Here is a 25,792-nt window from a genome sequence, read left to right as displayed (position 1 = left end):
AATGTCATAGAAAGAGGGGTGCAAAAAAATGATAAAAACATTACGGTCAAAAGCTACGATTGTTGCATTCCTATCGGGTATTACGGGTGTTTTGCTGATTTTGTGGGCTTGGAGACTTCCTCCTTTTGTGAGTAACATTCAAATAACCGATAATGCTTCCATTAAGGGCAATGTTACTCTGGTTAGTTCACAGATCTCTGGGGTGATTGCACGGATTTATGTGCAAGATTATCAACGCGTTGAAAAGGGAATGCTGCTCTTTGAGCTCGATGATTCTCTTTTTCGCCAGCAGCTTGCACGGGCACAGGCTGTTCTCGATTCAAAAAATGCAAAACTGGCAAGTATTGAATTACAAGCACAGCTTTTGCAGGGCGAGATTAATACAGCAGAGGTGGAGTTGGCGCGTTCACGAGCATTTTCAAATGTTGTTCCAGATAGTAAAAAGTTAGGTTTTGGTGATGCGGCAAGTTCTGTTTCTCGTCCTCTTTCACAACTCTTGACAGCTCTCGAAACAAAACGCCAATTGCAAAAACAATTGGATCTTGAACGGCAAAGTTTACAGTCAGAAATTTCTGGAGCGAAGGTGAGTGTTGAGTTGGCAAAACTTAATCTCGATCATACAAAGATTTTATCTCCTCGAACAGGCTATATTGGATTAGTTGGAGCGCGGGTAGGGCAATATGTTATGCCGGGGACACAATTGGTCTCTGTTATTTCTGATGATATTTGGATTATTGCTAATTATAAGGAAACGCAACTTTCTCAGATGCGTGTGGGACAACCGGTTGTTTTTTCTGTTGATGCATTGAACAACAAAAAGTTAACAGGGCGTGTGGTTCGTTTTGCACCTGCTACAGGCTCAGAGTTTTCATTGTTAAAAACGGATACGACAATTGGTAATTTTATCAAAATTGCGCAACGTATTTCAGTACGGATTGCTTTAGATCCTGGACAGGAAGGGATTGAAAAACTCATTCCTGGCATGTCCGTGGTTACCTATGTAGATACTTCGCAGCGAGTCGATTCTGGAGGATAAAATTTTGGGTTTTTTCAGTTTAATTTTTGCGTCATTTACTTATAGCAAATGGATATTCACGTTAGAAGATTTCGTTTGGTTTGCTATACTACATCTTTTAAAGCTCTTAAGCTTCTTATTATTCTATTTCATGATGTAAAATAATGTGCCTTAGAATATTAAAGCGCATGCATCTTTACTCACTTCCATTTCTTTTGAAATAACTCAGTAGGGGGGGATGGAGTATTGGAAGCTTTGCCTGTCGTTTCTAGCAACATCATCTTTTGAGGTGTGGAAAGGAGGCTCTTCTTTTTATCTGAGTGTACTCTTTATGTGATATTTGCATGATGTGAGGCAGATCATTGAAAAATCTATCTCTGACAGATGTGTTGTTATTATCAATCTGTATTGTGTGTATAACAATGATGCTAAGTTTGAAAACTGTCGCAATAATCTAGCTAAAAAACGCTTATACATAATATTGTACTTTATGGGGACACACTATAGAGCGTATAAAATGTAGTTACCGGAGCAGATATAGCCGATGAAAGATGTGTAATGGTGTTGTCTATTTGTCTTTGTAAGGGACTAAATCGTTATCTATCTAGGTCAATATGCCTTCGTTTTCTTTTTGTTTTTCAGTTCCAAACATTTTACGAATACTCTCTTGTTATGTTCACTGTAATTCTTAAAGTTTAGCTCGTCCTCTAACTTCACTTTCAGCTCTCCGTTTTTCAGCTTCAGCTTCCCATTTTCATATTCGGCTTTTCGTTTAGCTTCCTCTTCAGCTTTTTTCTGACGTTCTATGGCAAGTTCATGATCAGCTACTCGTACGTTTTCACAATTTTTTTAGTTTAATGACTATAGAGTGGTTGGGTATAATCTTTGTGTCGTTTTCTAAATTCTTTCGCTTCACATTCTTCTTTTCCTTGTTGGGTTATTGCCGAGGCTTTCATTTGTAGAACTCGTATTCGTGAATCTGTAGGGCTGCGTAGAGTGTTTGAATGGGCTGAATTTGATCAGTATCTTTAGGACTTTTAAGTTGATCAATAAGCTGTTTTATGGTTTTTTTGTTTTTCACGCGCTTTTTCGTAAATAGCTTGTTCTATGTTGTGTTTTGGCTTTTTGTTCATCAAAAATATCAACTGCGGCTTTTGATTTTGCGTTTTTTAATGGCTCTTTAGTATAAGAATTTTTCTTTCCTCTTTTCAGTATTTTTGCTGCTGCTGATACCTGTCAATTTTTGAAAGTGACTAAAATTAGAGCGATGGAGGCCATGACTCTTTTGCTTTTTGAATGTTCTTTGAAGAGCTGCGGATGTTTTATTTAAGAAACCATGTCGTTTTTTTATTTCATCGAGTGGATTTTTAAAATGTGCAAGCTGTTGTTTTTCTTGTTTAATCTGTTCTATATTTTGGCAAAATGAGTTGGAAAAAATAGAAGAATTATTGCAAATACGCTCGTGTGAAATTCAAAGGAAAATGCAATGATTGTTGTTGAGAAACATTTCTTTTGTCTAAAGGTATTTTTTATAAAAAATACCTGGTAGTGAGAGGAGTGTGGGTTTTCAATATCAAAATATCCTCCCCTTTCCCCAATTAAAATGACAATCGGGGGCGTATAGAGTAAAAGTGTAAGCTTTTCCAGTATTAATTCTTTATTTTTAGTCTATATACACAATGAAGTTTTGGGAAGGCTGGGAAATTGGGGGAAGTTTTGGATTGAATATTTGAGTTGTTATCTTATTGTCCCGTGAATATCCTCATTTTAGGTGTGGTATCAGGCATCTTTTTGATGCGTTAAGTGTTTGTGTGGGGAGCACATTCGTTGTAGGGCTTGTTTGTTGCCTTTAGAAATGTTTTCCTTTGAGGGGTGGTGATGTGAATCGCATGCGTTGATAGGTTTCCGATAGACAAAAGCTGGATTATAGACTGGCTGGATGGCTGGAAAACTTATCCTTTTGGGAGAGGGCGTAAAGTTAGGAGAAAGACGTAAAGTTTATATTTTGTAAACCATAAAAATGCCCGCTTTGAATCGGGCATTAAAAGGGAAGGTTATTGATTGTGTTATTAATGTTTACGGATTAGCAAGAAGCTTACTAAAACAATTCCTGCTGCTAATGCGAGGGTTTTTTTAGGATTTTCTTTCGCTTTTTTCTTTAATTCTGTAGCATGTTCGTTGAGGTGATAAAGTGCGTGACGGCCTTTTTGTTTCCATGTGTTAAACAGCTCAGAAATGTTTTCAAAGCTATCATTTTGAAAACTCCAATGATTTACGGGGACCAGCTCTCTTTTTAATTGTGCTATACGTTTTTTAATTTTAGCATTTTTTCTATGGGGTGAAAATAGACACATTTATTGACTCCTTCATGTGTTAAATTGTTGCGTGACAGTTGGAATTGTGTTTGGGGTTTTGCTATAACGGCTTGAAAATTGAAAAGTTGCATTGATAATGCCGCGCGTGGGTGAGATGAAAATTAAGAGTTTGAGTTTAATGAGGCATTTTTTAATGTGTCCGAGTTCATTTCATGATGGTTTTTGTTAAGGATGTAAGGTAAAAATTTTTACAAAATGGTGTAAGATTCATCATAAAGATGGTGGGCGATGTCTTTCATGCATTTTAAAAATGGTGTTTTGTTAGGCGTTATCTGTTGTGTTGTAAAACACTGTTTTGTGATGACGTTGATGTAAGGTATCGGCATGCAACTAAAAATACAGTATTGTCTCTGTTTGGTTTCAGTTTCTTTTTGAATCAACCAAGTGTAGAAGTATAAACTTGAACAGAAGTAGTAGAACTTATCCGGTGCGTCTATAGAATGAATCCACCTATGAGTTGAATTGCATCAGTGTTAGTAGGTAGAACCTTTTGAGAGCAATCTGTTAAGATTGGTGGGCGGTGTAATTTTCGTCCTTTGAAGCGCGGAGGAAGTCAATGTAAGTAATGATTGATAGCGCAGGTTTTAAAAATTTGAGGACTTGATGAATACGACCTATTTTTTATCTAAACCACTTGAGCGTCGTCGATCTGTTGGTGTTGCTGTTGGTGATGTGATCATTGGGGGGCAGAGCCCGATAGTTGTACAGTCAATGACCAATACAGATACCGCTGATGTTGATGCAACTGTTGCTCAAGTGGCTGCTCTTTGGCAAGCTGGTTCACAATTGGTTCGAATTACTGTTGATCGCGATGAAGCGGCGGCTGCTGTACCAAAAATACGGGAGCGATTGGAGAGGTTAGGATTTTTTGTACCATTGGTTGGGGATTTTCATTATATTGGTCATAAGCTTTTATCTGAGCATCCTGCGTGTGCTGAGGCGCTTGCAAAATATCGCATCAATCCTGGAAATGTTGGTTTTGGCGCAAAAAAAGATCGTCAATTTGCAGAAATTATTGAGATTGCTTGTCGGTATCATAAACCTATTCGCATTGGCGTGAATTGGGGCTCTCTTGATAATGCATTGTTAACACGGCTTATGGATGAAAATGCACAGCAAGAAAATCCTTTATCGGTTGCTGAAGTGATGCGGGAAACTGTTGTGCAGTCTGCTCTGCAATCGGCTCTTTGCGCTGAAGAGATGGGGTTGGGACGTGATAAAATTATTCTTTCTGCTAAAGTGAGTGACGTCCAAGATCTTATTGCTGTTTATACCACCTTAGCGGCGCGTTGTGATTATGCTCTTCATTTGGGATTAACGGAAGCTGGGATGGGAACAAAGGGCGTTGTTGCTTCTTCGGTGGCTTTGGGCATTTTATTACAGCAAGGGATTGGCGATACGATACGAATTTCCTTAACGCCAAAACCTGGTGGTGATCGGACACGAGAAGTAAAGGTGGGGCAAGAACTTTTGCAAGTGATGGGGTTTCGGCAATTTTTGCCTGTTGTTGCGGCTTGTCCTGGTTGTGGGCGCACAACCTCAACGGTCTTTCAACAATTGGCGCAAAAAATTGAAGCAGATTTATACAAAAATATGCCTATTTGGCGTGAAAAATACCCTGGCGTTGAAAGCTTGAAGGTTGCTGTGATGGGATGTATCGTCAATGGACCGGGGGAGTCAAAGCATGCGGATATTGGAATCTCTTTGCCTGGAGTGGGGGAAAGTCCTGCGGCACCTGTTTTCATTGAGGGACAAAAGGTAAAAACTTTGCGGGGTGATCACATTGCTGAAGAATTTGAAGCGCTTTTGAGTGATTATATTCATACACGCTTTGGGCAAGGTTGAGGTAAAAATCGCATAAGGTTGAAGTAAAAATGGTGTGTCGTTTTTTAAAACAAGCTGTCTTCAATGTGAAGAGGGTGCTGTTGTATGCTGCTTTAGCTATGGTCAATACTGTTGTTGGTTGCTTATTATTTTAGGTAAAACCAGATGATATGCCTGTTTTAGAATCAGAAGCTTATGAAGGATATTAATGAGTTTGAGTGTGTTAAGACTATTAAGCAAAACGATATGAATACTTTAATAGATCCGTAAATGTTGTTGCTGGTTTTTTGGCTGCTCTTGAGACAGTAAAATATTTAACGGATTCTTCAAATATCAAATTATAGAAAGAACATTGTTTATTGATTTTTCAGGCATTTTCCCAGCATTTTTTGGGGTATCAAATTGATAGGATTGGAAATCCTTATAGCGATTATAGTCCTATTTGTCGTAAAATGTAAGCTTTTATATTGATATAAAATGATGTATACGGGTGCCTTTTTGGGCGTTATTGGGGGAATGCATGACAAGTATATTAGCGTTTGGCTTTTTATTTAATGGTATAAGGATTTTAACTGGCGCCTTTATTGTCTTTTATATGCTTGAAAAAGGCTTAACGCTTATTGATATAGGTGTCATTAAGTCGTTTCAGGCTTTTATTATGATGGTTACCGATATTCCTCTGGGATATTTTGCTGATCGAAAAAGTTATAAAATATCGATCGTTTTGGCAGCTGCTTTTGCTGCTACATGGCTCTTTCTCATGGGATTTTCTACAAGCTTTTATGGTTTTCTTTTGGCAGAAACTTTTAATGCCTTATCGCTAACATTAATTGCTGGGGCTTATAATGCTTTACTTGTTCAATATGCAAAAGCAAAAGTGACATCCACTAAAAAAGTGCTTGGTTCCAGCTCTCAATATAATTACATCGGCATGTTTATATTCAGTTTAATCGGGGCATATTTTGCTGATTATTCTAGCCAATATATATGGTATATCGCGGCGTTTTTAATGTTGATGACAACACTATTTGGTTTGTTTTTTCTTGATGACTTGAAGGGGGAGAAAAAACCAAATAAAGCGAATTCTCTCATTTGTGAAGCTAAGGAGATGTTATCTATTTTTATTAAAGTTCCTTATATCTCTTTATGCTTTTATTTTTCATTGATTTTTTTCAATATATTCTCGCAGTATTGGCAGTGGATATTTAAAGATTATGATATTAATGTCACTTATTTTGATCTTGGTGTGACATTTTCATTGATATTGCTCTCTCAGCTCTTGGCTAGTTTTCTCTTTACAAAACTAAGTGAAAGAGTGAATTTTATTTTACTGTTGTTTCTTTCGGCTTCACTGATTTTTACCGTTGCTTTCTTTGAACCAAGAAAAGAAATTGCTGTCATTTTAGTCTGTATGATTTTTTATCTCATTAAGTATACATATCTTCGTGTAGAAGTTGTTTTGCATGATAGTATTAGTGATCATTTCAGGGCTACATATGAATCTTTCTTGTCAACCGTTGGGAGATTTAGCTTATTGGTATTTTTTTACATGAGTGCGTATATGGTCAATATATTTGGCTTTTTCTCACTCGTTTATATTTTTGCTATTTATTTATTGATTTACTTGTTGGCGGTATTTTTTTTAGAAGGAACTCTCAAAAAAGTTCAGTGAAAATATTAACTTATTACGATACGTGTTTTATAGGGTTTCATAGTGGGGCAAGGCTTTTATTTATTAAGGCACATCGTTGTTTTTGCATGTTGAATGAGAAAGCTGAATAGTGTCAGTTACTCTTATTTAAAATCTATGTATGTTGAAGCAATCAAAGTCATCCGCTTGTCCTTATAAGTGGGCGTGGCATAATAATCGTTAAAAAGGAAATAAAAATGCTGCTCATGAATATTGCGCCAAGAGTTGCTGATAAGATTGGACGCTGATAAAGAAAATGATTGTGCTGGATTATATGCTTATTAAGGAATGGTGATGGAGCAGTTTTCCCCATTTTCATTGGTTCCTTGCTGGTAACACTTTATCTCATTAGAGCTAATTTAAACAGTCGGACAATTTATAGCCTGTCCTCATAAGAATTCCCTTATGATCGATTTTGATATTTTGATGATCTATTTTATTGTTGGTATATTTAGCGGATTTTACCATTGCCTCCTTTAAAATATCAATCATCTTGTTGAGATATTTTCTTACATCTTTCATTCTCATTATAGCTCATTTTTGAGTATTTTCTCTTTGGTTGTGGCGTTAGCTTTGTATTTTCTGATGTTAGAAAATACTCTTATCCAGATAATAAACTTATCTATGGAAACTTTGAATGACAGCCCCCTCTTTGAGAGGGAATAAAATCAAGTACAGAAATATTGTTGAGTACAATTTGCTATAAATAAGCCACAAGAAACCAGCACATATTGATATATTTGATAGGAATCTGTTAGGCTGTACAAATTGTAGTTATTAAAAGATAAAGCGGTGAAATCGTTATCCATAACGCATATTGTAACATTTATAACTCTTTTTTTTGTATCCGTGTTGTTGGGATGTACGCGCGTAGATAGTCTAGAGCAGTACAATAACCTTTACGAAGCATATATAAGTGAAAAATACGAGACTTTTGAACATTTTCAAAAGCAGGAACAAGCAAGAAATTTCGTCTATAGCCGTGGCTATCAGAATATAGCGCCCAAATTTGATATTATATGGCATCGTCACATACTGATTGTTTTATGTGGACGTTTTGTTAATTTATTGCGCGGTGATTATAATGAGGAGATGTCATGGGCAATGCTACCCAATGTCATAAGCAGTTTGCGGAATGACTATAATTGGAGAGAAAGCGATTTTATTTGGGCTTATAATATGTCTATGAATTCTACCGACCCCATGATTGATTATGCGAAAAAATTTCTTAATTCTTCAAGTGGAAATGGTATTAGCCCAACAACACAAATTATTGACCTTGTGTCTAGTATGAGAGCTGGTCATGATGACAATACTAAACAAATAGCGCGTTTTTGCATAGAGCTAAACACGATATATGACATGATGAAACCAAGAAGAATTTACAAATGATATTGAATGGGTAATGAAAAAAATTCTCTCGAAGGATATTCAATGGCTATAATACTCTTGATAATCGCGGCATTTTCTTGGCCATGTTGCATGTTTTTTTATTATGGCTTCAAAAGGTGGACATATTTTCCAGCTTTTACAACAGGTATAGGCTCACTTACAATGATGCTCTTCATTTTAATAAGAAAATTTCACTTGAAGGAGGAAATTTGCACTTGGATTGAAAAAACTACTTATCACAAATTAGATTGCGCTATTATATATAATAATAAGGATTTTCTTTATCTTTCTGTTGCAATGATCATTCTCTGTTTAATCTTATCAATTCTCTTTTTATGCGATGAATTGAATAAACGAGATAAAGAGTGTGACGAATTAAAGTTGTACGGTGATCATGATTATTATTCAATTGAAGTTATTACACAATTTTGTAAATAAAAATGTTTCTGCTTTTGAAGGAGCATGCCGACACAATCATTCACTTTTCTCGCCCCTAATGTTGCGGACAGCCCTTGGCTTTTAAGACGGTTCATAAGAGGCATTTTTTTAGTCTTTTCTTTGATGTTTTGCCCCACACGGCTTTTCCCGCTTGTGACGTGCAAGCAAGTGATTTTGATTGATTTAACATACACAGATTTGAAATGAGAGAATCTTATGATATTCAGGGTTCTTATTCAAGTTGAACAACCACGAATTATCATTATAAATCAATGTGTTATATCTTTCTTGCTAAGAAAAGAGAGATCGGTAATAATACTGCTTTGGTTTTTCGTTCTATTGAAATTAGTGGTTTTATTTATCCTGTTATGCCGTAACATACTGTCATTTGAGGGGTGGTGAAGGTATCCTGTTTGATACATTAAGTATTTTAAGAAGTGCATGGTGAATATTCTTAAGTCTTGTTTATTGCGTCTTTAGTTTAAGTGAATCGCATGCGTGGAAAGCGAGAGAAACCTACTCGGTAGGAAACTAGACTGTTTACAGAGCAGATTAGGTTAAAAGACTTTGTTCTTTGAGGGTGGCATAAAAATCAAAATAGCCATTATGTTCATTTTTTTCTGATATTTTAAATACGAGCTTCAAAAAAATGATGCTTAAACTAAACAACGAGCACTTTTGTAAAAGTGTTTTTAGAGAGCAAGCAATACACGAGTGAATTTACAGAATATAACCATATTTGATCTTCTACAACAAGATAGCGTGGAAAGGCATAAAAATTACGATTCTCTACTGAGGGCATTGTACTTCTTTTATTGTTTTTTGCGGGTTTATAAAATGCCTGGTTTTATACTTATTCTGTTTATCTTTTGCCTTATCGTTAGAAGATTAAAGACATAAAGGAGAAAACGAGTTTTCCTCTTTCGGTCGTTTTTTATTTGGCTTTAAAGCATCTACGGTAATATCTTTTAAAGCATAGTGATTGCGCATTGTTTCACATTTTCTTTCATTCTTTAATGGAAGGCATTTTTTATGCAAAATAGGATACCCAGAATGCATTTGTGTTATAAATTCACGTGGCTTGTTTTAATGAAATTCCTTTTAAGATTTGTCGCACCCATTTCATGATAAGGACTATAATGGAGATTAATGGTAACGTTTCTTTGAAAAGTCTATTATGCATTCAATAAATATGATGGTGTACACTATGTACAATAGGGCGGATGAAGTTTAATTTTGGCGTATTGCACTAAAGTGTGCTGCTTGTTGGAGGGGGAGTGCTTTAGCGCCAAAAGGATGTAAGAATGCTTCTGCTTTACTGATGAGTGTATCTCGCTTTTTTTGGGTTTCTTTAATGCCGTAAAGATGAACAAAAGTGGCTTTTTGTGCCGTTTCATCTTTTCCAGCCGTTTTTCCTAGGGTTTGCGTGTTGGCGGTGACATCAAGAAGGTCATCGGTTAATTGAAAGGCTAAACCAAGATAGGTACCAAAATCAGTAAGCTTTTCAGTTAATTCTTTAGATGCATTGCCAATGATGGCACCTGCTTGGCAAGCAAAGCTTATCAGGGCTGCTGTTTTCATGTGTTGTAGAGTGATGATGTCAGTACTTTCTTGCGGTCTTTTTTCAGCTTCAAGGTCCAGCATTTGTCCACCTAACATACCGCCAAGCCCTGCCGATTGTGCAAGAGACGTGATCAGCTTGATTCTAATATCTGTAGATAAAATACTAGCTTTATGAGCAATAATTTCAAAGGCAAATGTTAAGAGGGCATTGCCTGCTAGAATTGCTGTTGCTTCATCAAATGCTACATGGACAGTGGGTTTTCCACGCCGGAGTATATCGTTATCCATAGCGGGAAGATCATCATGAATGAGCGAATAACAATGGATACATTCTAAGGCACATGCAACATCAAGAGAATGTTCTACAGGGACATCAAAAAGTGCAGCACTTTGAATTACAAGAAAAGGACGCAAGCGTTTTCCACCGTTCAGCACACCATAACGCATGGCTTTGATTAAGTTTTTAGGGCGTGAAATTTCACCATTTTGGATTTGATCACTTAACAGGGTATCAAGCCGCTTTTCAACGGTGTCTCTATGTTTTGCAAGAAGGGTGGTAAATTCGTGCATTCTTGCTTCCTTTGTTTTTACAAAAATGAAATTATGAAGTTTAAAGAGAAAGGTTGTCGCTTTTTCTTGTTTTCATAAATTGGCGTCGTTTTTTATTAAAAATCAACTTCTCTTTTTATCCGTATCTCTACTGTATGCGCAAATCCCTTTTTAAACCAAATAAAAATTGAATGAAGGTCTTATAAAAAAGCTTTCATTGGTGTATAAAATTCTCAAATTTTGCAGTGTTTTTGATATTCCTTTGATTATTGTGACACCATTTTTGATAACAAGAAGGTCATTTTTAGTAAGAGGAGGATCATTTTGACATTGCCTCTTCTTTTTTATCAGTGTATAATATCTTAAAATTTTATGGTGTTTTTAAATGAAGCATTGTCATTTTTGACATTGCTTTTTCTGTTTTAATGGATTTGGAGTGTCTTTTTATGGCTGTACCTAAACGAAAAACCTCTCCAGCGAAGAGGGGCATGCGCCGTTCGGCTGATGCTCTGAAGGCGCCGACTTATATCGAAGATAAAAATTCTGGTGAATTACGTCGTCCTCATCACATTGATTTGAAAACGGGAATGTATCGTGGGCGTTCCGTTTTAGTGGTTAAAGACTGAGCGTTTTCTTTCTTTTCCAGTGGTGAACTTCTTTTATTTCATCGATCAATGCACGCTTGGGGCGTGCATTTTCGCTTTAAGGTGAATGTTGAGGTTCTCTTGCATCGTCTTCTATCGATGTGGAACAGGGGATGTATCGTGGACGTTCTGTTTTAGTGGTTAAAACTTTAGCGTTTTCTTTCTTTTCCAGTGGTGAACTTCTTTTATTTCATCGATCAATGCACGCTTGGGGCGTGCATTTTCGCTTTAAGGTGAATGTTGAGGTTCTCTTGCATCGTCTTCTATCGATGTGGAACAGGGGATGTATCGTGGACGTTCTGTTTTAGTGGTTAAAACTTTAGCGTTTTCTTTCTTTTCCAGTGGTGAACTTCTTTTATTTCATCGATCAATGCACGCTTGGGGCGTGCATTTTCGCTTTAAGGTGAATGTTGAGGTTCTCTTGCATCGTCTTCTATCGATGTGGAACAGGGGATGTATCGTGGACGTTCCGTTTTAGTGGTTAAAACTTTAGCGTTTTCTTTCTTTTACAGTGGTGAACTTCTTTTATTTCATCGATCAATGCATGTTTGGGGCGTGCATTTTCGCTTTAAGGTGAATGTTGAGGTTCCCTTGTATCGTCTTCTATCGATGTGGAACAGGGAATGTATCGTGAGCGTTCTGTTTTAGTGGTTAAAACTTTAGCGTTTTCTTTCTTTTCCAGTGGTGAACTTCTTTTATTGCATCGATCAATGCACGCTTGGGGCATGCATTTTCGCTTTAAGATGAGTGTTGAGGTTCCCTTGCATCGTCTTCTATCGATGTGGAACAGGGAATGTATCGTGGGCGTTCCGTTTTAGTGGTTAAAACTTTAGCGTTTTATCTCTTTCAGTGGTAAGTTTCTCTTGATTCATTAGTGAATGCATTGGGTAAGATGCGTTTTTCGCTTTTTCTTGGGAACATATGTGGGATAAAGTTTTGCCGTAGAGAAATGATTCTATTGTGGGAGATGATTTTCTTGTTTTCTTGAGAGGCTATAAAGGGCTACTTGTATCAGTGTCTTTTATGATGACTTCGTTAAGAGCTTGGGTATTGATATAAGTTAGCTCAGTAATAGAATCATTTTGTATCGCACTTAATCTTTATTGATTATAGAGAGAATCCTATTAGACCGTAAAATATCATCGTTTAAGGCAGTTGATCTATGTAAGGCTTTAAGCATATCGGTGTTTTTTATGAGAATATTTAAGGCAATGGTTGTCTATAGGCTTATATTGTGACATGTGATTCTCCTTAAAAAAATAGAGATCGACATCACATTGATTTATAAAGATCATTTGTTGTTTTGCGCCTTGAATGGAAGGTCTATCGTAGGATTTTCTCATTTCAAATTTCTCTCATGTTGAATCAATGACAATCACTTGCTTTTCGGTCACAAGTGGGGATGGTATGTGAGTAAAAACTCTATAAAAAGGAAAAAATGTCTATAATGAATACTTTCAAATGTAAGAATTGTTGTAACATTGGGATTAAGTGTATGCTGATGCCAGCGTGCTTTCTTATGAGCAGAAAAGAGACAACCGTTACAAGACAGAAGGTGTACACATTCAATGATCTTTAGTGCTTTTGATTGATAAAGGTACATGAGACTTTTCTATGAATATCACGCTGTCTTTTCATATTTTTGAACTAAGAATTGTCCATATATTTTTCTTATTTTTGTGAATATAAGGGATTTGTTGCGAACAGCTTGTAAAAATAAGTAAACTTAAAACCAAATGTGTTGTGTATGGGGATGAGCAAAGTATTTTATCAAAGCCGGTACGACTCTCCAGTTCATAGCTGGTTTATGAGTGATTTTATGGTGGTGCTTACCTAAGTTTATGATTTTTTGTTATCTGTTCATCACTAGACAATATATTGATTTATATATATAATTCACTGTTTTCATATTGAATTAGAACCCCGAATAACGTAAGATTCACTCATTTCAAATCTCTCTATCTAGAATCAATCAAAACCACTCGCTTGCACGTCACAAGCGGGATGAGTGTGTGGATAAAATTTGTATAAGAAAGGACTCTTATGAATTGTCTTAAGAGCCAAGGGCTGTAGCACAACACCCACGAGCTGACAAATATAACGATGGTGCCGGCTTGCTTCTTCACAAACGTAAGAGATGGGGGTGGTCAATGGATTTACTGTTATACCTTTCCGGGGGCTGCGAAATGGGCTTGGGTGCCTTGAGAGATGTTTCTTTAAAACAAGCCCGTAATTGGCAACTGGGTGGCGGGCTGTTTTACGTGAGGGGCGTGATCCCATTAAAGAACGTGAGAAACAAAAGCGTGAGGCAATGCGCAATCTCTATTATTTAAAAGATATCGTGTTGGATGCTTTTGAAAGCCGTAAAGCTGAATTAAAAAGAGATGGTAAAGCTTGTGATTGGTTTTTACACTTACGCCTTTATATTCTCCCTAAATTAGGCTGTCTGCCCGTTTCAGAGATTACGCAAACTGAGATACGCAATACGCTTTCTCCCATTTGGCATGCAAAAGCTGGAACAGCTCAGACAGCACTGAAGCGTCTTAATCTTTGTCTTAAACATGCGGTTGCATTAGGGTTTGGATGTTGATTTACAAGCAACGATAAAAGCACGCGCGCTCTTAGGGAAACAACGTCATAAAAAACAAAGCTTACCAGCCATGGATTGGAGAGATGTGCCGGTTTTTTATCAGTTACTCTGTAAAACACAAAACATAACACAACTGGCTTTGTGTTTGCTTATCCTGACAGGCGTTCATACTAATCCTTTGCGTCATATTCGTGAAGATCAGATTGAAGATGATATCTGGACAATTCCTGCTGAGAATATCCAATCTTTAGCGGTTTGTTTGAAACAGAGATTGAGACTTTTAAGAGTTCTATGAATCATTCTAGATTTTATGTGTCCGATTGGAGTAAGAATATTGCGTATATCTCGTAATCTCTGAAATGAGAAACCTCATTTGGGAAAAATATGAAATTGAAAGGGCAATGCTAACGTTCATTTTTATTGCTATTTTTTACGTTAGCTTTACTGCTTTCAAAAGTATTTGGCATGCTTTTTACAGAATGGAGATGATGGTTTTAGTTCATGTTTTTTTTATCGCGTTCTTTAATGAGGAGGAATGCTTCTCATACAAAATAGAGCGCCCAAGACAAAATATGCTTATGTTGTACCGTCACGCGTTTTTTAAAAGGAATATTTTTCAATATTTGTGGCATCCATTTTATGACGGCGTTTTTGAATGTTATAATGGTTTTATAGAAGGGTAAATGGTAAAGTCTCGGTGTAGTGTATAAACGGCACTATGATCTTTACGCTTCATGAAAAAGCAAGCCTGCTGCCTTACACATTTTGCCAGATTCCAATGTTGGTATATCCTTTGGTGCTTGAGACAGTGTCTTGCTCTTTTTGTACAGTTTTTACCCACAGATCAGCCTCGCTTATGATTGACAAGCAAGTGATTTGATTAATTCAACATGAGAGCAATTTGAAATGAGTAATCTTACCATATTCAAGATTCTAATTTAATATGAATAATGCTAGATTATGATGATTAATCAGTTTGTTATCTATGAAGAAAGAAAATAAGGAGGAATTTGTCGAAAAGTTAGATTGTTTATAGATTGGCGCTGGTTAAGAAACTTTGTCCTTAAGGGCAGAGAGGATGTTAAAAAATAAAACCAGCTTTTCGCTGGTTTTATCGAAATATCATCATTATGATGAGAGAGTGTATTATGCAGCGTAGACAGCTTTACTGTTTTCATCTGTTTCTTCTCTCTCAGTTTTAAACTCGCGTTCCGGCTTGTTGGAGAGATGCATCTCTATGAGATTGATAGCTTCTGTTTCAGAAAGACTATTAATAACCGCAATTTCGCGGGCCATTCTTTCAAGAGCAGCTGTATAAAGTTGGCGCTCAGAGTAAGATTGTTCAGGTTGTAGATTAGAGCGGAAAAGATCACGGACCACTTCGGCGATACAAATAAGATCTCCTGAGTTGATTTTGGCATCATATTCTTGTGCACGACGTGACCACATGGTCCGTTTAACACGTGCTTTTCCACGTAAAACTTTTAAGGCACGTTCGACAGAGTCACTAGCAGATAATTTACGCATTCCAACGGAAAGGGCTTTTGCAATGGGGACTTTGACATCCATCTTATCTTTCGCGAAATGAATGACAAAAAGTTTCAATTTATGTCCTGCAACTTCTTGATCTTCAATCGCTATAATTTGTCCTACTCCATGTGTAGGGTAGACGATATATTCAGAGGTTGCAAATTCTTTGGTCTTGGAAGACGTTCCATGTTGGGATGCCATATTTTAGTTTACTCCCTTATGATCAACAAATGTATCGGAAAACAGGTTATAAACCTGAGGGTTGAGTTTTCTTTAACCAAGTATATTGTACCAATTAAGTGAGCATAAAAGCCGAGTACTTTTAAATCCAAAAAAAATACATTGCTTTACTGTAAAAAGCAAAGAAAAATACTTAGAAAGATGATCATGTTAAAATAACACTAACATCAAACTTTAAAAGAATCAATCATTTCGCTTAAGGATTTTTTTATTTTTACAAGAGAAGTCTTTCAGTCGTTGAAGGAGGAGGGTGTACACTGTATCATTACTCTTCGCCACTTCCTGGATTTTCTGAAAAATACTTTTCTAATTTATTTGGAACGCCATCCATTTCTTTTGCTTGAGAAAGGGGATCTTTTCGGGTGGTTAGATTAGGCCATTTGTTTGCATAATGAAGATTAAGTTCTAACCACTTTTCTAATCCTGGTTCTGTATCAGGTAAAATCGCTTCTGCTGGGCATTCTGGCACACAAACACCACAATCGATGCATTCATCGGGGTGAATAACAAGCATATTTTCCCCTTCATAAAAACAATCAACAGGGCAGACTTCAACGCAATCCGTATATTTGCAGTGAATGCAGTTGTCGGTTACTACGTGGGTCAAGATCAAACTCCATTTGTTACTTTAATTCTCTTTAGAGGAAAGTGGGTGCGTGTTTTTATGATTGGTGAGTTGATCGCGTAGTACAGCTAGTTTCGCAAAAGGTGAATCAGGATTAAGGCGCTTTTCTTTGTGAAAAGGCTTATGATTTGCATGTTTTCCTTGGGATTTGTGGAACTTATGAGAGCGTTTTGCTTGTGATAGTGCTTCTTGAGGGGAATTTTCATTTGTGTGTTCCGCTTTTTTTACAGCGTTCTTCGATTTATTTTGCCACTTATTTCCTAATTTATCATGTTTTTTTTGTGCGTGGTGGTGAAATTGATGCTTATAATGCCATAATAAAATAACTTTACCTTCTTCTGTAGAGCGAGGGGATTTGGCAAAATTCCCAACAGGTTCAGCTGCTGGTAAGCGATTGGTTTTATGGAGATGTTTTTCAATACCAGAGGATAAAGTGTTTGGGTATGAGGTATTTTTTTCTTCTCGTGTTGTTTTTAAATCGCTTATTGTTTGCCATTGACTTCCAACGCATTCTGCTGCAGGAACATCTTGTATTGTCCTATTGACAGGGGAAGAGGCTTGGTGTGCAAAGAGATTTTGTTCAAAAACAGTATTGCTTATGCTGTACGATTGATAACCAAGTCCTTTGAGGATTTCTTCCATATCATTTCCATTGGCCCCAAGAATGGACATCATGGCTGGTGTAACAAAAAAACTTTTGCCATCATAGGCTCCATCGGGTCTGGGATCACTTCCTTGTTTCCAATGAAGTGCGGGGCGGATGAGATTGGCAAGACGTTCTAAAATATCAATCCGTACAGCACGTTGTCCTAAGATTCGGTAGCCGGCTAATTGATAAAATTGGCGGTTATAGGTAGGGTCAACAATCAAAGAGGTTCGACCAGCAGATAATGCTGAAAAAATTTCACCCAAACCAGTTTGATCTTGTCCCGCATTTTGAAGATTCCACAGGAGAGTAATGGCTTGAACCGGAGCAGGTTTAAGCATTCCGGCAACATAGATGTGAAAAGCGCCAAAACGCACGCCTAGACGCCGAAGCACGGCACGTGATTCTTGCGCAAGTTTTTTGACAATGTCTAAAACTTCGCGGCGTGGTAAAATCCCTAAAGAGTTAAAAAGTTGTAAAGCAAGACTGTTTGTTGAATCCGTTAAATTATCAGCATTGCGCAAATCAAACAGGGGTTTTAAAGTCGTTTCAAAATGAAAGGTGACAAAGCGTTCTAATCGCTTCACAACGTTATTGCGGGATTCTCCCGTGAGTTGTTCATCTGCTAAAACAATCAGTTTTGGTTTGAAAAAATCTTCTGTTGCTACAAGTTGTCCTACGGGTTGACCAATCCAGCGCACAATTCCATCAGAACTGAGGGTAAAATCTCCATTTGCACAAGCACAAAAACGTGTCGCGCGTTTGGAAAAAGCAAGAATCAAATTCTCATTCTCTGTTGAAATTTGCTTCTCAGCTATTTGATCGGTACTGTTTTTGTTGGCATAAAAACGAAAACCTTCAAATTTACCCCTTCCGTGTTTTTCAATGAGAATATCATCTTGAAGAATCTCATTCTGTTGAACAATCTTGCTATCCATGATCATTTTCTTTCTCAGTGTGACACTGGTCAAAAGCTTTTTGCGACAATTTCATAATGGTGCTCTTTCTTTAACACGTTTGTTGCGTTTGCTTCAATCACTCTTGTCATTTTTTGCTGTTTCTTTGCGCCTTTAAAACTTGAATGATTCTTTTTTTATTCAGTTTTCATTCAGTTTAGATGCTTTATATTTGCAAATTACACTTATTAGTTGTATTGTAAAGCTGAAAGCATGAATAAATTCTTCAATTTAAAAGGAAACGGAATTGGTTATCAAAAAACAGCATTTGTTTTGCGTGATCACTTTATTTTTTTTGCTGTTTTGTCATGAAAAGTGGAGAGAAAGTTTTTTCAAATATTTCATAGGCTAAAAGGCATGTTGTAAAGGCATTTTGCAGGTGAAATTGTGTCTTATGACAAGAAGTTTTACCATGACAGTAAAAAAAACAATTGCGATTATAAAATTACACGTTAAAGTAGTAGGTACAGAAGTTAACAACTTTTGCGTTCTTTTTAAGCAAAGAACAATGATGTCGTTGCCAAATCAATTTTGATAATTTTAATCGCAAGGGGTTATTATGGGTAATCTTTCAAATGCTGTTTATAAAAGCAGCAAAAATTATAGCGATGCAGACAAAAGCTTAGGACGTAATATGATGCGTTCTGCTATGCAAGCACCTTATCTTGAACGACAAAAAGAGCATGATTTGGCTCTGCGGTGGAAAGACAAACGTGATGATGATGCCATGCATCAAATTGCAGCGGCTCATATGCGTTTAGTGATTGCTATTGCTAATCGCTTTAAACGTTTCAAAATGCCATTGGGAGATTTGGTCCAAGAAGGGTATGTGGGACTATTGGAAGCAGCTGCACGTTTTGAACCTGATCGGGAAGTGCGTTTTTCAACGTATGCAACGTGGTGGATACGCGCTTCTATTCAAGATTATATTTTGCGAAATTGGTCAATCGTTCGAGGGGGAACGAGTTCTTCGCAAAAAGCACTTTTCTTTAATCTTCGGCGTTTGCGTGCAAAACTGATACAAGATGATAGTGCTTTGTCAAAACAGGATATTTTTTGCACAATCGCTGAAAAGCTTGGCGTTTCCGTGCGCGATGTTGAAACGATGGATTTTCGTTTTTCCAGTTCTGATAATTCCTTGAGTGTTTCTGTTTCTGAGAACAGTGATAATCCCATTGCTAAGATGGATGTTTTGGTGGATGATAGTCCTCTTCCTGATGCTTTAATTGAGCAAGTCATTGATGGTCAACGGCGTACACAGTGGCTTTACGATGCGTTGCAAATTCTCAACGAACGGGAGTTGGAAATTATTCGCTTTCGTCGCTTAAATGAAGAGGGGGCGACTCTCGAAGTTTTGGGTGAAAAGTTAGGAATCTCGAAAGAGCGCGTGCGTCAAATTGAAGCTAGGGCTTTGCAAAAATTGCGTTCTGCTCTCCTTACGGTTCATTCAGAAGACGCTTACGATATATAAGCAGTGAAATGCTTTGGGGGGGAGGAGGAAAGAGAATATATTAAGTGGGGGCATATGAGAATATGATGAAGTCAGTTTTAGGGGGTGTTCATATTTGTTTAGGAATATGCCTCCTTGGGGGCGCTACTGATAAACAGAGGAAGACAGGGGGCAGAGTTAGTTGGAGAAAATATGTATCACACGGAGGCCTATAGAGGCATGATGAAATTGGATTTTAAAGTGTTCCTCCTTATTTTCGAATATGCTTTAAGGGGGAGGGCGTGATACAGATAGAAAAGAATTAAAACTGTAGCAGATGAGAAAAAGGGCTTATTCTGTAATAATTTTCACTTTGGTACCTGCGGGTAAAGTTTGCGTTGGTGAGAGGGCGTTGAGGATGCGAAAGAGTTTTTCTTTATATGGTGTGTATTGCATTTTATCTGCAAGATTTGCAACGGTTTCTCCTTGTTTAACACGAACAACACGGATTTTTAAGGGCTGCAATTTTTTTAACTGTGAAGATGAAAGAGAATGAAAGCTTTGTAGCGTTTTTTGGGCAACCTCTGCAAAATTTCGAGAATTATGTGGAGCGGCCGTCAAAAAACGAAAGATGTGGTTGTTGAATGGAATGGCAACCACATCAAATTGCCATTGATCATTGGTAGCATAGGCCTGTGCTCCAAGTAAACTTTGGCTTTGGAATCCTTGACGCGTAAATTCTTGATTGGGGAGCCCTTGAATTGTGATGGGGCGGATAGATGATTGGTCTAGCCCGAGAATCCAGCCGCTTTTCAAATAATCACTCGCAGATATTTCAGCAGGATGTGGAATAGCGTCAAAACGAATCGCAATTTTATCTGGTCCACTGGCCCAAACAGTGTGTGCTGAATGTTCTATTGTAAAATTGTTTGGAACAGAAAAAGTTATGCGCAATTGTGGGTGAATAAATTGGTTGCCTCGTACAAAACCTGTATAAAAGCCTCCTCCAAAAATCATGCCATCAATGCTTTTGAGAAAAGAATCATGATCGGATATTGTACTATTCCCTTTACTGATTTTACGCGCTTTTTCTATCGCAAGCCGAATGCGTTGAGGGGTGGTTGGGTGAGAAGCTAGAAAATCTAGAGAGGCATTTTGGGTGCCGGAGATATTACGAAAAGCACTATAGGCTTCCATTGTTTGAAGAAAGCGCGGTGAAGCAAATGGATCATATCCTGATTGTTGGAGCATTTCGAGTGCAAGGGAATCAGCTTCCAGCTCTTGATTGCGGGAAAATTGCGCGAGTTGTTGCTTGTTTTGCATAGGGTTATGAAGTTTTTTGCCAATAGAAGAAAGAAGACGTGAAGACATGTGATTGGTCATCTTTAATTGGGCTTCTTTTTGCAGGCGTAAAATGCCATGATTGGCTCTGATATGTGCTATCTCATGGGCTAAAATGGCTGCAACTTCTGAAGAATCATTGGCTAATGCCAGCATACCACGAGTGATGTAGATCGAGCCATTGGGGAGCGCAAAGGCATTGACAGTTTCTGAGTTTAAAATTGTTACAGAATAGCTTTGATGAGAACTATGTGATGCAACTGCCAGTTTACGGACAATCTTTGCTAAAAGGTGTTCAAGTTTTGCATCATGATAAGCGCCACCATACATTTGCAGAATACGTGGGTGTTGCAGAGCGCTTAATGTGACATAGATATTGTGGTTGTTGGTACGTTTGATCGTTTTAGAAGAAGTGGAAGAAAGCCTATCATTTTGAGAAAGTGGTGTATGACAAGCCGAAAGGAGAAACGTTAAACTTATGAGAGTGGCTTTATACAGGCACGAGCGAAAAAGAAAATTGGGGTGCGTTGGACCATGGTGCACATTATTTCTGCGGAGTAATTTGGCAAATTGCATTTGTATCTTTGTATCGTATGTTTCTTTAAGAAAGGCATTAGAGATAAGGATTCGTTTGGCTATATCATGCTTTTTGTTTATAAAAAATGACTCTCACTTATAAAAAGATGCACTGTAAAGAAAATTTTGTGAAAGGCAAAGTATGGCATGACAACATTTACGATATTATTAAATGGGGATGTTCATATCACTGATCGTTTGCTTAATCAAATTCAAAACAGTCGGGTAATTGCTGCTGATGGTGGTATGCGTCATGCGGCAGCGCTTAATGCGACGCCTGAGTTGTGGTTAGGGGATTTTGATTCATCAGATGAGAATTTAATACGTCAATATAGTCATGTTCCGCGTGAAGTTTTTCCCTCTGATAAAGATATGACAGATAGTGCTCTGGCATGTGAAAGAGCGCTGCAAAATGGCGCTAAAAAGCTTATTTTGTGCGGTGCTTTGGGAGGGGAGCGAAGTGATCACAGCCTTTCTCATATAACGCAAGCGTTGATGATGGCTGAAAGGGGTATTTCAGTGTTGTTGACAAGCGGTTTGGAAGAAGGTTGGCCGGTTTTGTCAAAACCTTGTTCGTATGATTTGCCTAAGGGATGTTTGTTTAGTATTATCGGTTTTTCTGATTTAAAAGGTTTAACTCTTAAAGGGGTAAAATGGCCAATTTGTGACAAAAATGTGTCATTTGGCTCTTCTTTAACACTTTCTAACCGTATTTGTGGAACCTTTTCTTGCCATTTAGGTTCTGGAAAAGCTATATTGTTAGTGTCTGTACCTATTCCATAAAGCTCTTCCAATATATTTTGAATAAGGCAGGGGGGGGCCTAGTGATGAAGTGCCGACATAAACGATATATGTATTGATCTTGAGAAGGAAAGGTTTTGATATGTTAAAATCAATTTTTAAAGTGGCCGTTGTTTCAGCCATTGGTTTCAGTTCAGTCGCTTGTACTACAAACGATGAACGCGTTGCACGTTACGGCGTAGGAGGAGCAGCAATCGGTGCTTTGGCTGGAACTGCTATTGCTGGAAGTACGCCTGGAGCAGCACTGACCGGTGCAGCATTTGGTGCTTTGGCTGGAACAGTAACAGGTGCAGCTGCAAATCAAAGAAAACAACAAAGACAGGTATCACAATTGTGCACGTATCGTGGTCGTAGAGGGCATGTTTACCAAGCACCTTGTGGACAGAGAGTTCCTGTACGACAATTATGTGCTTACCGTGATGCAAGAGGGGTGATGTATAAAGCACCTTGTCCGCGCCGCGTTCGTTAATGGCGGTGCCGCTTCTGCGGCTTGACCGCATTTTCTTAAATTTTGGAAAAACGCCTTTGCTCAATCAAGCTTGTTTATCGGTTGAGCAGGGGGCGCGTATTGCGCTGGTCGGCCGTAATGGTTGTGGAAAATCGACCCTATTAAAAATTGCCGCAGGAATATTAGAACCTCATGGTGGCGAAATTTTTCGCCACCCGCGAGTAACGCTCCGTTATGTCTCACAAAATCCGGATTGTTCAGGATTTGAAGATATTAATGCTTATATGGAAGCGGGGCTGGACGATACATCTGATGTCCAGTGGATCAATACGCTTCGCACAAATTTAGGGTTTTCTGGGGCGGAAAAATTGGAAACGCTTTCGGGAGGCGAAAAGCGGCGTGTTTCACTGTTACGGGCCATTGCTGCAAAACCCGATATTTTGTTCTTAGATGAACCAACCAATCATCTTGATTTACCAACCATTGAATGGCTGGAAGCTGTTTTGGCTTCTTTGCGTTCAGCGATTGTGGTGATTTCCCATGATCGGCGATTTTTAGAAAATGTTACGCGGTCAACGGTATGGCTTGATCGTGGCACAACCAAAAGACTGGAAAAGCGTTTTTCTGAGTTTGAAAATTGGCGTGATAAAGCACTGGAAGAAGAAGCCATCGAACAGCATAAATTGGGGCGCCAAATTGCTCGTGAAGAGCAATGGTTGCGTTATGGCGTGAGCGCACGGCGTAAGCGTAATGTACGGCGCTTAGGCGAATTAAAAGACTTAAGACAGCGTCATCAAACCTATAAAGGGCAGCCGGGAAATGCACTTTTGACAGCAGCAAAAAGTCATGATTCTGGGCAATTGGTGCTTGAAGCAAAGAAAATTTCAAAATCCTATGGTGATCGCATTATTGTGAAAGATTTCTCTTTGCGCATTCAGCGGGGTGATCGAATCGGGTTGGTGGGACCCAATGGAATCGGAAAGACAACGCTCCTTTCTGCATTAATTGGGCAAGAAGCCGTGGATAGTGGAACGGTGAGGCATGGCTATAACCTCTCTATGGCATTGCTTGATCAGCAACGTATTTTAAATGAAGAAGAAACTTTAGCGCATTATTTAACGGGAGGAAGAGGTGATACTCTTGTGATCAATGGGCTGGAGCGGCATGTGGTTTCTTATATGAAAGACTTTTTATTTTCACCGGAACAAGCACGCACTCCCCTTAAAGAATTTTCCGGGGGAGAAAGAGCACGCCTCATGCTTGCACGACTTCTTTCTCGTCCTGCAAATTTTTTGATTCTTGATGAACCGACCAATGATTTGGATATGGAAACTTTGGATTTGTTGCAAGAATTTATTGCTGATTTTGCGGGAACTGTATTGTTGGTCAGCCATGACAGAGACTTTTTAGATCGTACTGTAACGCATATGTTGGCACCTCAAGGTGATGGTCATTGGGTTTTGTATGCGGGCGGCTACAGTGATATGATGGCGCAAAACCAGCATGCTCTTCGTTTACAACGCAAAAAAACAGAATTATCGCAGCGTAAAGCACCTTCAAAATCTCATGCGGGAGAGCTTTCAAAGCAGGACACATCAACAGATCATGGCTTGATAGGGCGGGAGAAAAAAACACGAAGTAAATTGTCTTATAAGCAGGTTTATGCATTGGAAAAATTGCCTGAAGAAATTGCTGTTTTGCAGGACGAAATCAAAAAAATTGAGCAAGAACTCTCTGATCCAGCTCTCTATCGCAGTGATAAAGAGCGTTTTGAGCGTTTATCAACAACGTTGGAAAAAAAGAAAAATACTTGCACACAAAAAGAAGAAGAATGGTTAGAGCTTGAAATTTTACGCGAAGAAATGGAAGCGTGTTCACGGTAATGTTTTAGATATTAATATCTAAGCATTTTAATTCGTATTGCATCATCGCTTTTCTTTGATTTGTTACAAGATCTTATGGCTGATTTTGCGCGAACAGTGTTGTTGACGAGTTATGGCAGAGACTTTTTAGATCGCACTGTAACATATAGCACCTCAAGGTGATGGTCATTGGGATTTGTATACGGGGGGACAGTGATATGATAGCGCAAAACAAGCATGCTCTGAGCTTACAAGGCAAAGAAACAAAACTATCTTTGCCGTGAGTTTTTTCAAAATTTCGTATATGGAAGTATGCCAGTTCCATTGCATACTTTGCCAGTCCCCAATGTTGCTACAGCGCCCCTTGGAACTTGAGAGCATTCATAAGAAATATTCCCTTGTCTTTACCTTATGCTTTAAACATACCACCTCCGCTTATGATGGAAAAGCAAATGATCCTCATTGATGCTAACGTAAGAAGTGTTGTGATGAGGAAAGCTTACTGTATTCGACATTATGATTTGAGTTTAAAAATGATGATTTGTTAAGATAAATCAACGTGTTATTGTAATATTGTTTAGGAGGAGAAAATGATGGCAATTAAAACAAAGCAAACAATTTCTACATTGATCGGTTTAGAAGATGCAGCTGAACTGTCTTCTTATTACCTCCGTAATGCGAATCATCTGCATCCTTTTGAACCTGTTAGATCTGACGATTACCATACCCTAACAGCTTGGGAAACACGAGCCAATGCATTTGCTTGTGAAAGTGCACAGGGACAAGCATATCGATATGCTGTACGATTAAAAAATGAAAACACAGTCATCGGTGTTGTGAATTTTACAAATGTGGTTCGGGGTGTTTTTCAAGCCTGTCATCTTGGTTTTTCTCTTGATGAAAAACAACAAGGCAAAGGTCTCATGTTTGAGAGTTTATCGGCTCTAATACGCCATATCTTTCATGTTTATCATCTACATAGAGTGATGGCAAATTATAGACCTGAGAACATAAAAAGCGAACGTTTATTAAAACGCCTTCATTTTGAAAAAGAGGGCTATGCCAAAGACTATTTGATGATTTCTGGAAAATGGAGAGATCACATTCTAACCTCTCGAATCAATGATCTTTATGAGTCCGTTAATAGATTCCAATAAAGTTTTGTTAAGGGTCTTTTTATCAAATGTGTAAATATGCTGAATTTCTCCCTATCCTCAAAGATTAAGATCTTTAACCACCTCTTCTTTTATAAATAGTT

At 38.0% G+C, this 25,792-nt stretch carries 19 protein-coding genes and 1 pseudogene; 14 read left to right on the top strand and 6 right to left on the bottom strand.

Features of this window, described 5'->3' with window-relative positions; genetic code table 11:
- Positions 1-28: 28 nt before the first annotated feature.
- Positions 29-1,036: an HlyD family secretion protein gene (locus tag PVV63_RS02635; RefSeq protein WP_273790508.1), complete on the top strand. Its 1,008-nt coding sequence runs from the start codon at positions 29-31 to the stop codon at positions 1,034-1,036.
- Positions 1,037-3,084: 2,048 nt separating this feature from the next.
- On the opposite strand, the gene PVV63_RS02630 is transcribed toward PVV63_RS02635, so the two are convergent.
- Positions 3,085-3,369: a hypothetical protein gene (locus PVV63_RS02630; RefSeq protein WP_273790507.1), complete on the bottom strand. Its 285-nt coding sequence runs from the start codon at positions 3,367-3,369 to the stop codon at positions 3,085-3,087.
- Between the two features lie 624 nt (positions 3,370-3,993).
- Here PVV63_RS02630 and ispG point away from each other — a divergent pair.
- The 3 genes from ispG to PVV63_RS02615 all read left to right on the top strand — a co-directional run bounded on the left by ispG (position 3,994) and on the right by PVV63_RS02615 (position 8,296).
- Positions 3,994-5,235 carry a flavodoxin-dependent (E)-4-hydroxy-3-methylbut-2-enyl-diphosphate synthase gene (ispG, locus tag PVV63_RS02625; RefSeq protein WP_273790506.1) on the top strand — a complete coding sequence of 414 codons (1,242 nt, stop codon included), beginning with the start codon at positions 3,994-3,996 and terminating at the stop codon, positions 5,233-5,235.
- Between the two features lie 499 nt (positions 5,236-5,734).
- Positions 5,735-6,886, top strand: a complete 1,152-nt coding sequence (locus PVV63_RS02620) for an MFS transporter (RefSeq protein WP_273790505.1) — start codon at positions 5,735-5,737, stop codon at positions 6,884-6,886.
- Between the two features lie 810 nt (positions 6,887-7,696).
- Positions 7,697-8,296, top strand: a complete 600-nt coding sequence (locus tag PVV63_RS02615) for a hypothetical protein (protein WP_273790504.1) — start codon at positions 7,697-7,699, stop codon at positions 8,294-8,296.
- 1,668 nt (positions 8,297-9,964) lie between these two features.
- Here PVV63_RS02615 and PVV63_RS02610 read toward each other — a convergent pair.
- Entirely contained in the window at positions 9,965-10,867 is a 903-nt protein-coding gene (locus tag PVV63_RS02610; RefSeq protein ID WP_273790503.1) for a polyprenyl synthetase family protein, read from the bottom strand.
- 425 nt (positions 10,868-11,292) lie between these two features.
- Between PVV63_RS02610 and rpmF the strand changes: the two genes are divergently transcribed.
- The 5 genes and pseudogenes from rpmF to PVV63_RS02585 form a co-directional block, all read left to right on the top strand.
- Positions 11,293-11,472: a 50S ribosomal protein L32 gene (gene rpmF, locus PVV63_RS02605; protein WP_005774555.1), complete on the top strand. Its 180-nt coding sequence runs from the start codon at positions 11,293-11,295 to the stop codon at positions 11,470-11,472.
- A gap of 131 nt (positions 11,473-11,603) precedes the next feature.
- Positions 11,604-11,798 carry a hypothetical protein gene (locus PVV63_RS02600; protein WP_273790502.1) on the top strand — a complete coding sequence of 65 codons (195 nt, stop codon included), beginning with the start codon at positions 11,604-11,606 and terminating at the stop codon, positions 11,796-11,798.
- Entirely contained in the window at positions 11,774-11,968 is a 195-nt protein-coding gene (locus PVV63_RS02595) for a hypothetical protein (protein WP_273790501.1), read from the top strand. The genes PVV63_RS02600 and PVV63_RS02595 overlap by 25 nt, the downstream gene beginning before the upstream one ends.
- A gap of 145 nt (positions 11,969-12,113) precedes the next feature.
- Complete coding sequence (locus PVV63_RS02590) at positions 12,114-12,308, top strand: hypothetical protein (RefSeq protein WP_273790500.1); 195 nt, start codon at positions 12,114-12,116, stop codon at positions 12,306-12,308.
- 1,296 nt (positions 12,309-13,604) lie between these two features.
- Positions 13,605-14,324, top strand: a pseudogene (locus tag PVV63_RS02585) (tyrosine-type recombinase/integrase); the annotation flags it as partial.
- A 902-nt stretch (positions 14,325-15,226) separates the two neighbouring features.
- Here the strand turns inward: PVV63_RS02585 and PVV63_RS02580 are convergent.
- From PVV63_RS02580 to PVV63_RS02570, 3 genes are all read right to left on the bottom strand, one after another.
- Positions 15,227-15,811: a CarD family transcriptional regulator gene (locus tag PVV63_RS02580; protein ID WP_273790499.1), complete on the bottom strand. Its 585-nt coding sequence runs from the start codon at positions 15,809-15,811 to the stop codon at positions 15,227-15,229.
- Positions 15,812-16,115: 304 nt separating this feature from the next.
- Positions 16,116-16,457 carry a ferredoxin FdxA gene (gene fdxA, locus PVV63_RS02575; RefSeq protein WP_273790498.1) on the bottom strand — a complete coding sequence of 114 codons (342 nt, stop codon included), beginning with the start codon at positions 16,455-16,457 and terminating at the stop codon, positions 16,116-16,118.
- A gap of 21 nt (positions 16,458-16,478) precedes the next feature.
- Positions 16,479-18,059 (bottom strand): hypothetical protein, encoded by a 1,581-nt coding sequence (locus PVV63_RS02570; protein ID WP_273790497.1) that lies wholly within the window; start codon positions 18,057-18,059, stop codon positions 16,479-16,481.
- 577 nt (positions 18,060-18,636) lie between these two features.
- Between PVV63_RS02570 and PVV63_RS02565 the strand changes: the two genes are divergently transcribed.
- Positions 18,637-19,548, top strand: coding sequence for an RNA polymerase factor sigma-32 (locus PVV63_RS02565; RefSeq protein ID WP_273790496.1), 912 nt, complete (start codon positions 18,637-18,639; stop codon positions 19,546-19,548).
- Between the two features lie 309 nt (positions 19,549-19,857).
- Here the strand turns inward: PVV63_RS02565 and PVV63_RS02560 are convergent, their stop codons facing one another.
- Positions 19,858-21,423 carry a M48 family metalloprotease gene (locus PVV63_RS02560; protein WP_273790495.1) on the bottom strand — a complete coding sequence of 522 codons (1,566 nt, stop codon included), beginning with the start codon at positions 21,421-21,423 and terminating at the stop codon, positions 19,858-19,860.
- Positions 21,424-21,570: 147 nt separating this feature from the next.
- Here PVV63_RS02560 and PVV63_RS02555 point away from each other — a divergent pair, with 147 nt between their 5' ends.
- The 4 genes from PVV63_RS02555 to rimJ all read left to right on the top strand — a co-directional run bounded on the left by PVV63_RS02555 (position 21,571) and on the right by rimJ (position 25,691).
- On the top strand, positions 21,571-22,206 hold the full coding sequence (locus PVV63_RS02555; RefSeq protein WP_273790494.1) for a thiamine diphosphokinase: 636 nt from the start codon (positions 21,571-21,573) through the stop codon (positions 22,204-22,206).
- A gap of 100 nt (positions 22,207-22,306) precedes the next feature.
- On the top strand, positions 22,307-22,693 hold the full coding sequence (locus PVV63_RS02550) for a hypothetical protein (protein ID WP_273790493.1): 387 nt from the start codon (positions 22,307-22,309) through the stop codon (positions 22,691-22,693).
- The gene (locus PVV63_RS02545; protein WP_273790552.1) at positions 22,693-24,555 is read left to right on the top strand and encodes an ABC-F family ATP-binding cassette domain-containing protein; all 1,863 of its coding nucleotides are present in this window, start codon (positions 22,693-22,695) and stop codon (positions 24,553-24,555) included. Before PVV63_RS02550 ends, PVV63_RS02545 begins: the two co-directional genes overlap by 1 nt.
- Before the next feature lie 572 nt (positions 24,556-25,127).
- Positions 25,128-25,691: a ribosomal protein S5-alanine N-acetyltransferase gene (gene rimJ, locus PVV63_RS02535; protein WP_273790492.1), complete on the top strand. Its 564-nt coding sequence runs from the start codon at positions 25,128-25,130 to the stop codon at positions 25,689-25,691.
- Positions 25,692-25,792: the final 101 nt, after the last annotated feature.

This window comes from Bartonella sp. CM31XJBT, assembly GCF_028618555.1.
Lineage (GTDB): Bacteria > Pseudomonadota > Alphaproteobacteria > Rhizobiales > Rhizobiaceae > Bartonella.
The sequence above is the reverse complement of the archived record's forward strand: the minus strand, read 5'-3'. Positions and strand labels throughout refer to the sequence as shown.

Excerpts from the sequence above, each read along its gene's own strand:
- ispG (WP_273790506.1), top strand. The coding sequence starts at position 3,994 with ATGAATACGACCTATTTTTTATCTAAACCACTTGAGCGTCGTCGATCT.
- PVV63_RS02635 (WP_273790508.1), top strand. The coding sequence starts at position 29 with ATGATAAAAACATTACGGTCAAAAGCTACGATTGTTGCATTCCTATCG.
- rpmF (WP_005774555.1), top strand. The coding sequence starts at position 11,293 with ATGGCTGTACCTAAACGAAAAACCTCTCCAGCGAAGAGGGGCATGCGC.
- rimJ (WP_273790492.1), top strand. The coding sequence starts at position 25,128 with ATGGCAATTAAAACAAAGCAAACAATTTCTACATTGATCGGTTTAGAA.
- PVV63_RS02595 (WP_273790501.1), top strand. The coding sequence starts at position 11,774 with ATGTATCGTGGACGTTCTGTTTTAGTGGTTAAAACTTTAGCGTTTTCT.
- PVV63_RS02600 (WP_273790502.1), top strand. The coding sequence starts at position 11,604 with ATGTATCGTGGACGTTCTGTTTTAGTGGTTAAAACTTTAGCGTTTTCT.
- PVV63_RS02610 (WP_273790503.1), bottom strand. The coding sequence starts at position 10,867 with ATGCACGAATTTACCACCCTTCTTGCAAAACATAGAGACACCGTTGAA.
- PVV63_RS02565 (WP_273790496.1), top strand. The coding sequence starts at position 18,637 with ATGGGTAATCTTTCAAATGCTGTTTATAAAAGCAGCAAAAATTATAGC.
- PVV63_RS02555 (WP_273790494.1), top strand. The coding sequence starts at position 21,571 with ATGACAACATTTACGATATTATTAAATGGGGATGTTCATATCACTGAT.
- PVV63_RS02620 (WP_273790505.1), top strand. The coding sequence starts at position 5,735 with ATGACAAGTATATTAGCGTTTGGCTTTTTATTTAATGGTATAAGGATT.
- PVV63_RS02560 (WP_273790495.1), bottom strand. The coding sequence starts at position 21,423 with ATGCAATTTGCCAAATTACTCCGCAGAAATAATGTGCACCATGGTCCA.
- PVV63_RS02545 (WP_273790552.1), top strand. The coding sequence starts at position 22,693 with ATGGCGGTGCCGCTTCTGCGGCTTGACCGCATTTTCTTAAATTTTGGA.
- PVV63_RS02550 (WP_273790493.1), top strand. The coding sequence starts at position 22,307 with ATGTTAAAATCAATTTTTAAAGTGGCCGTTGTTTCAGCCATTGGTTTC.
- PVV63_RS02580 (WP_273790499.1), bottom strand. The coding sequence starts at position 15,811 with ATGGCATCCCAACATGGAACGTCTTCCAAGACCAAAGAATTTGCAACC.
- PVV63_RS02570 (WP_273790497.1), bottom strand. The coding sequence starts at position 18,059 with ATGGATAGCAAGATTGTTCAACAGAATGAGATTCTTCAAGATGATATT.
- PVV63_RS02630 (WP_273790507.1), bottom strand. The coding sequence starts at position 3,369 with ATGTGTCTATTTTCACCCCATAGAAAAAATGCTAAAATTAAAAAACGT.
- PVV63_RS02590 (WP_273790500.1), top strand. The coding sequence starts at position 12,114 with ATGTATCGTGAGCGTTCTGTTTTAGTGGTTAAAACTTTAGCGTTTTCT.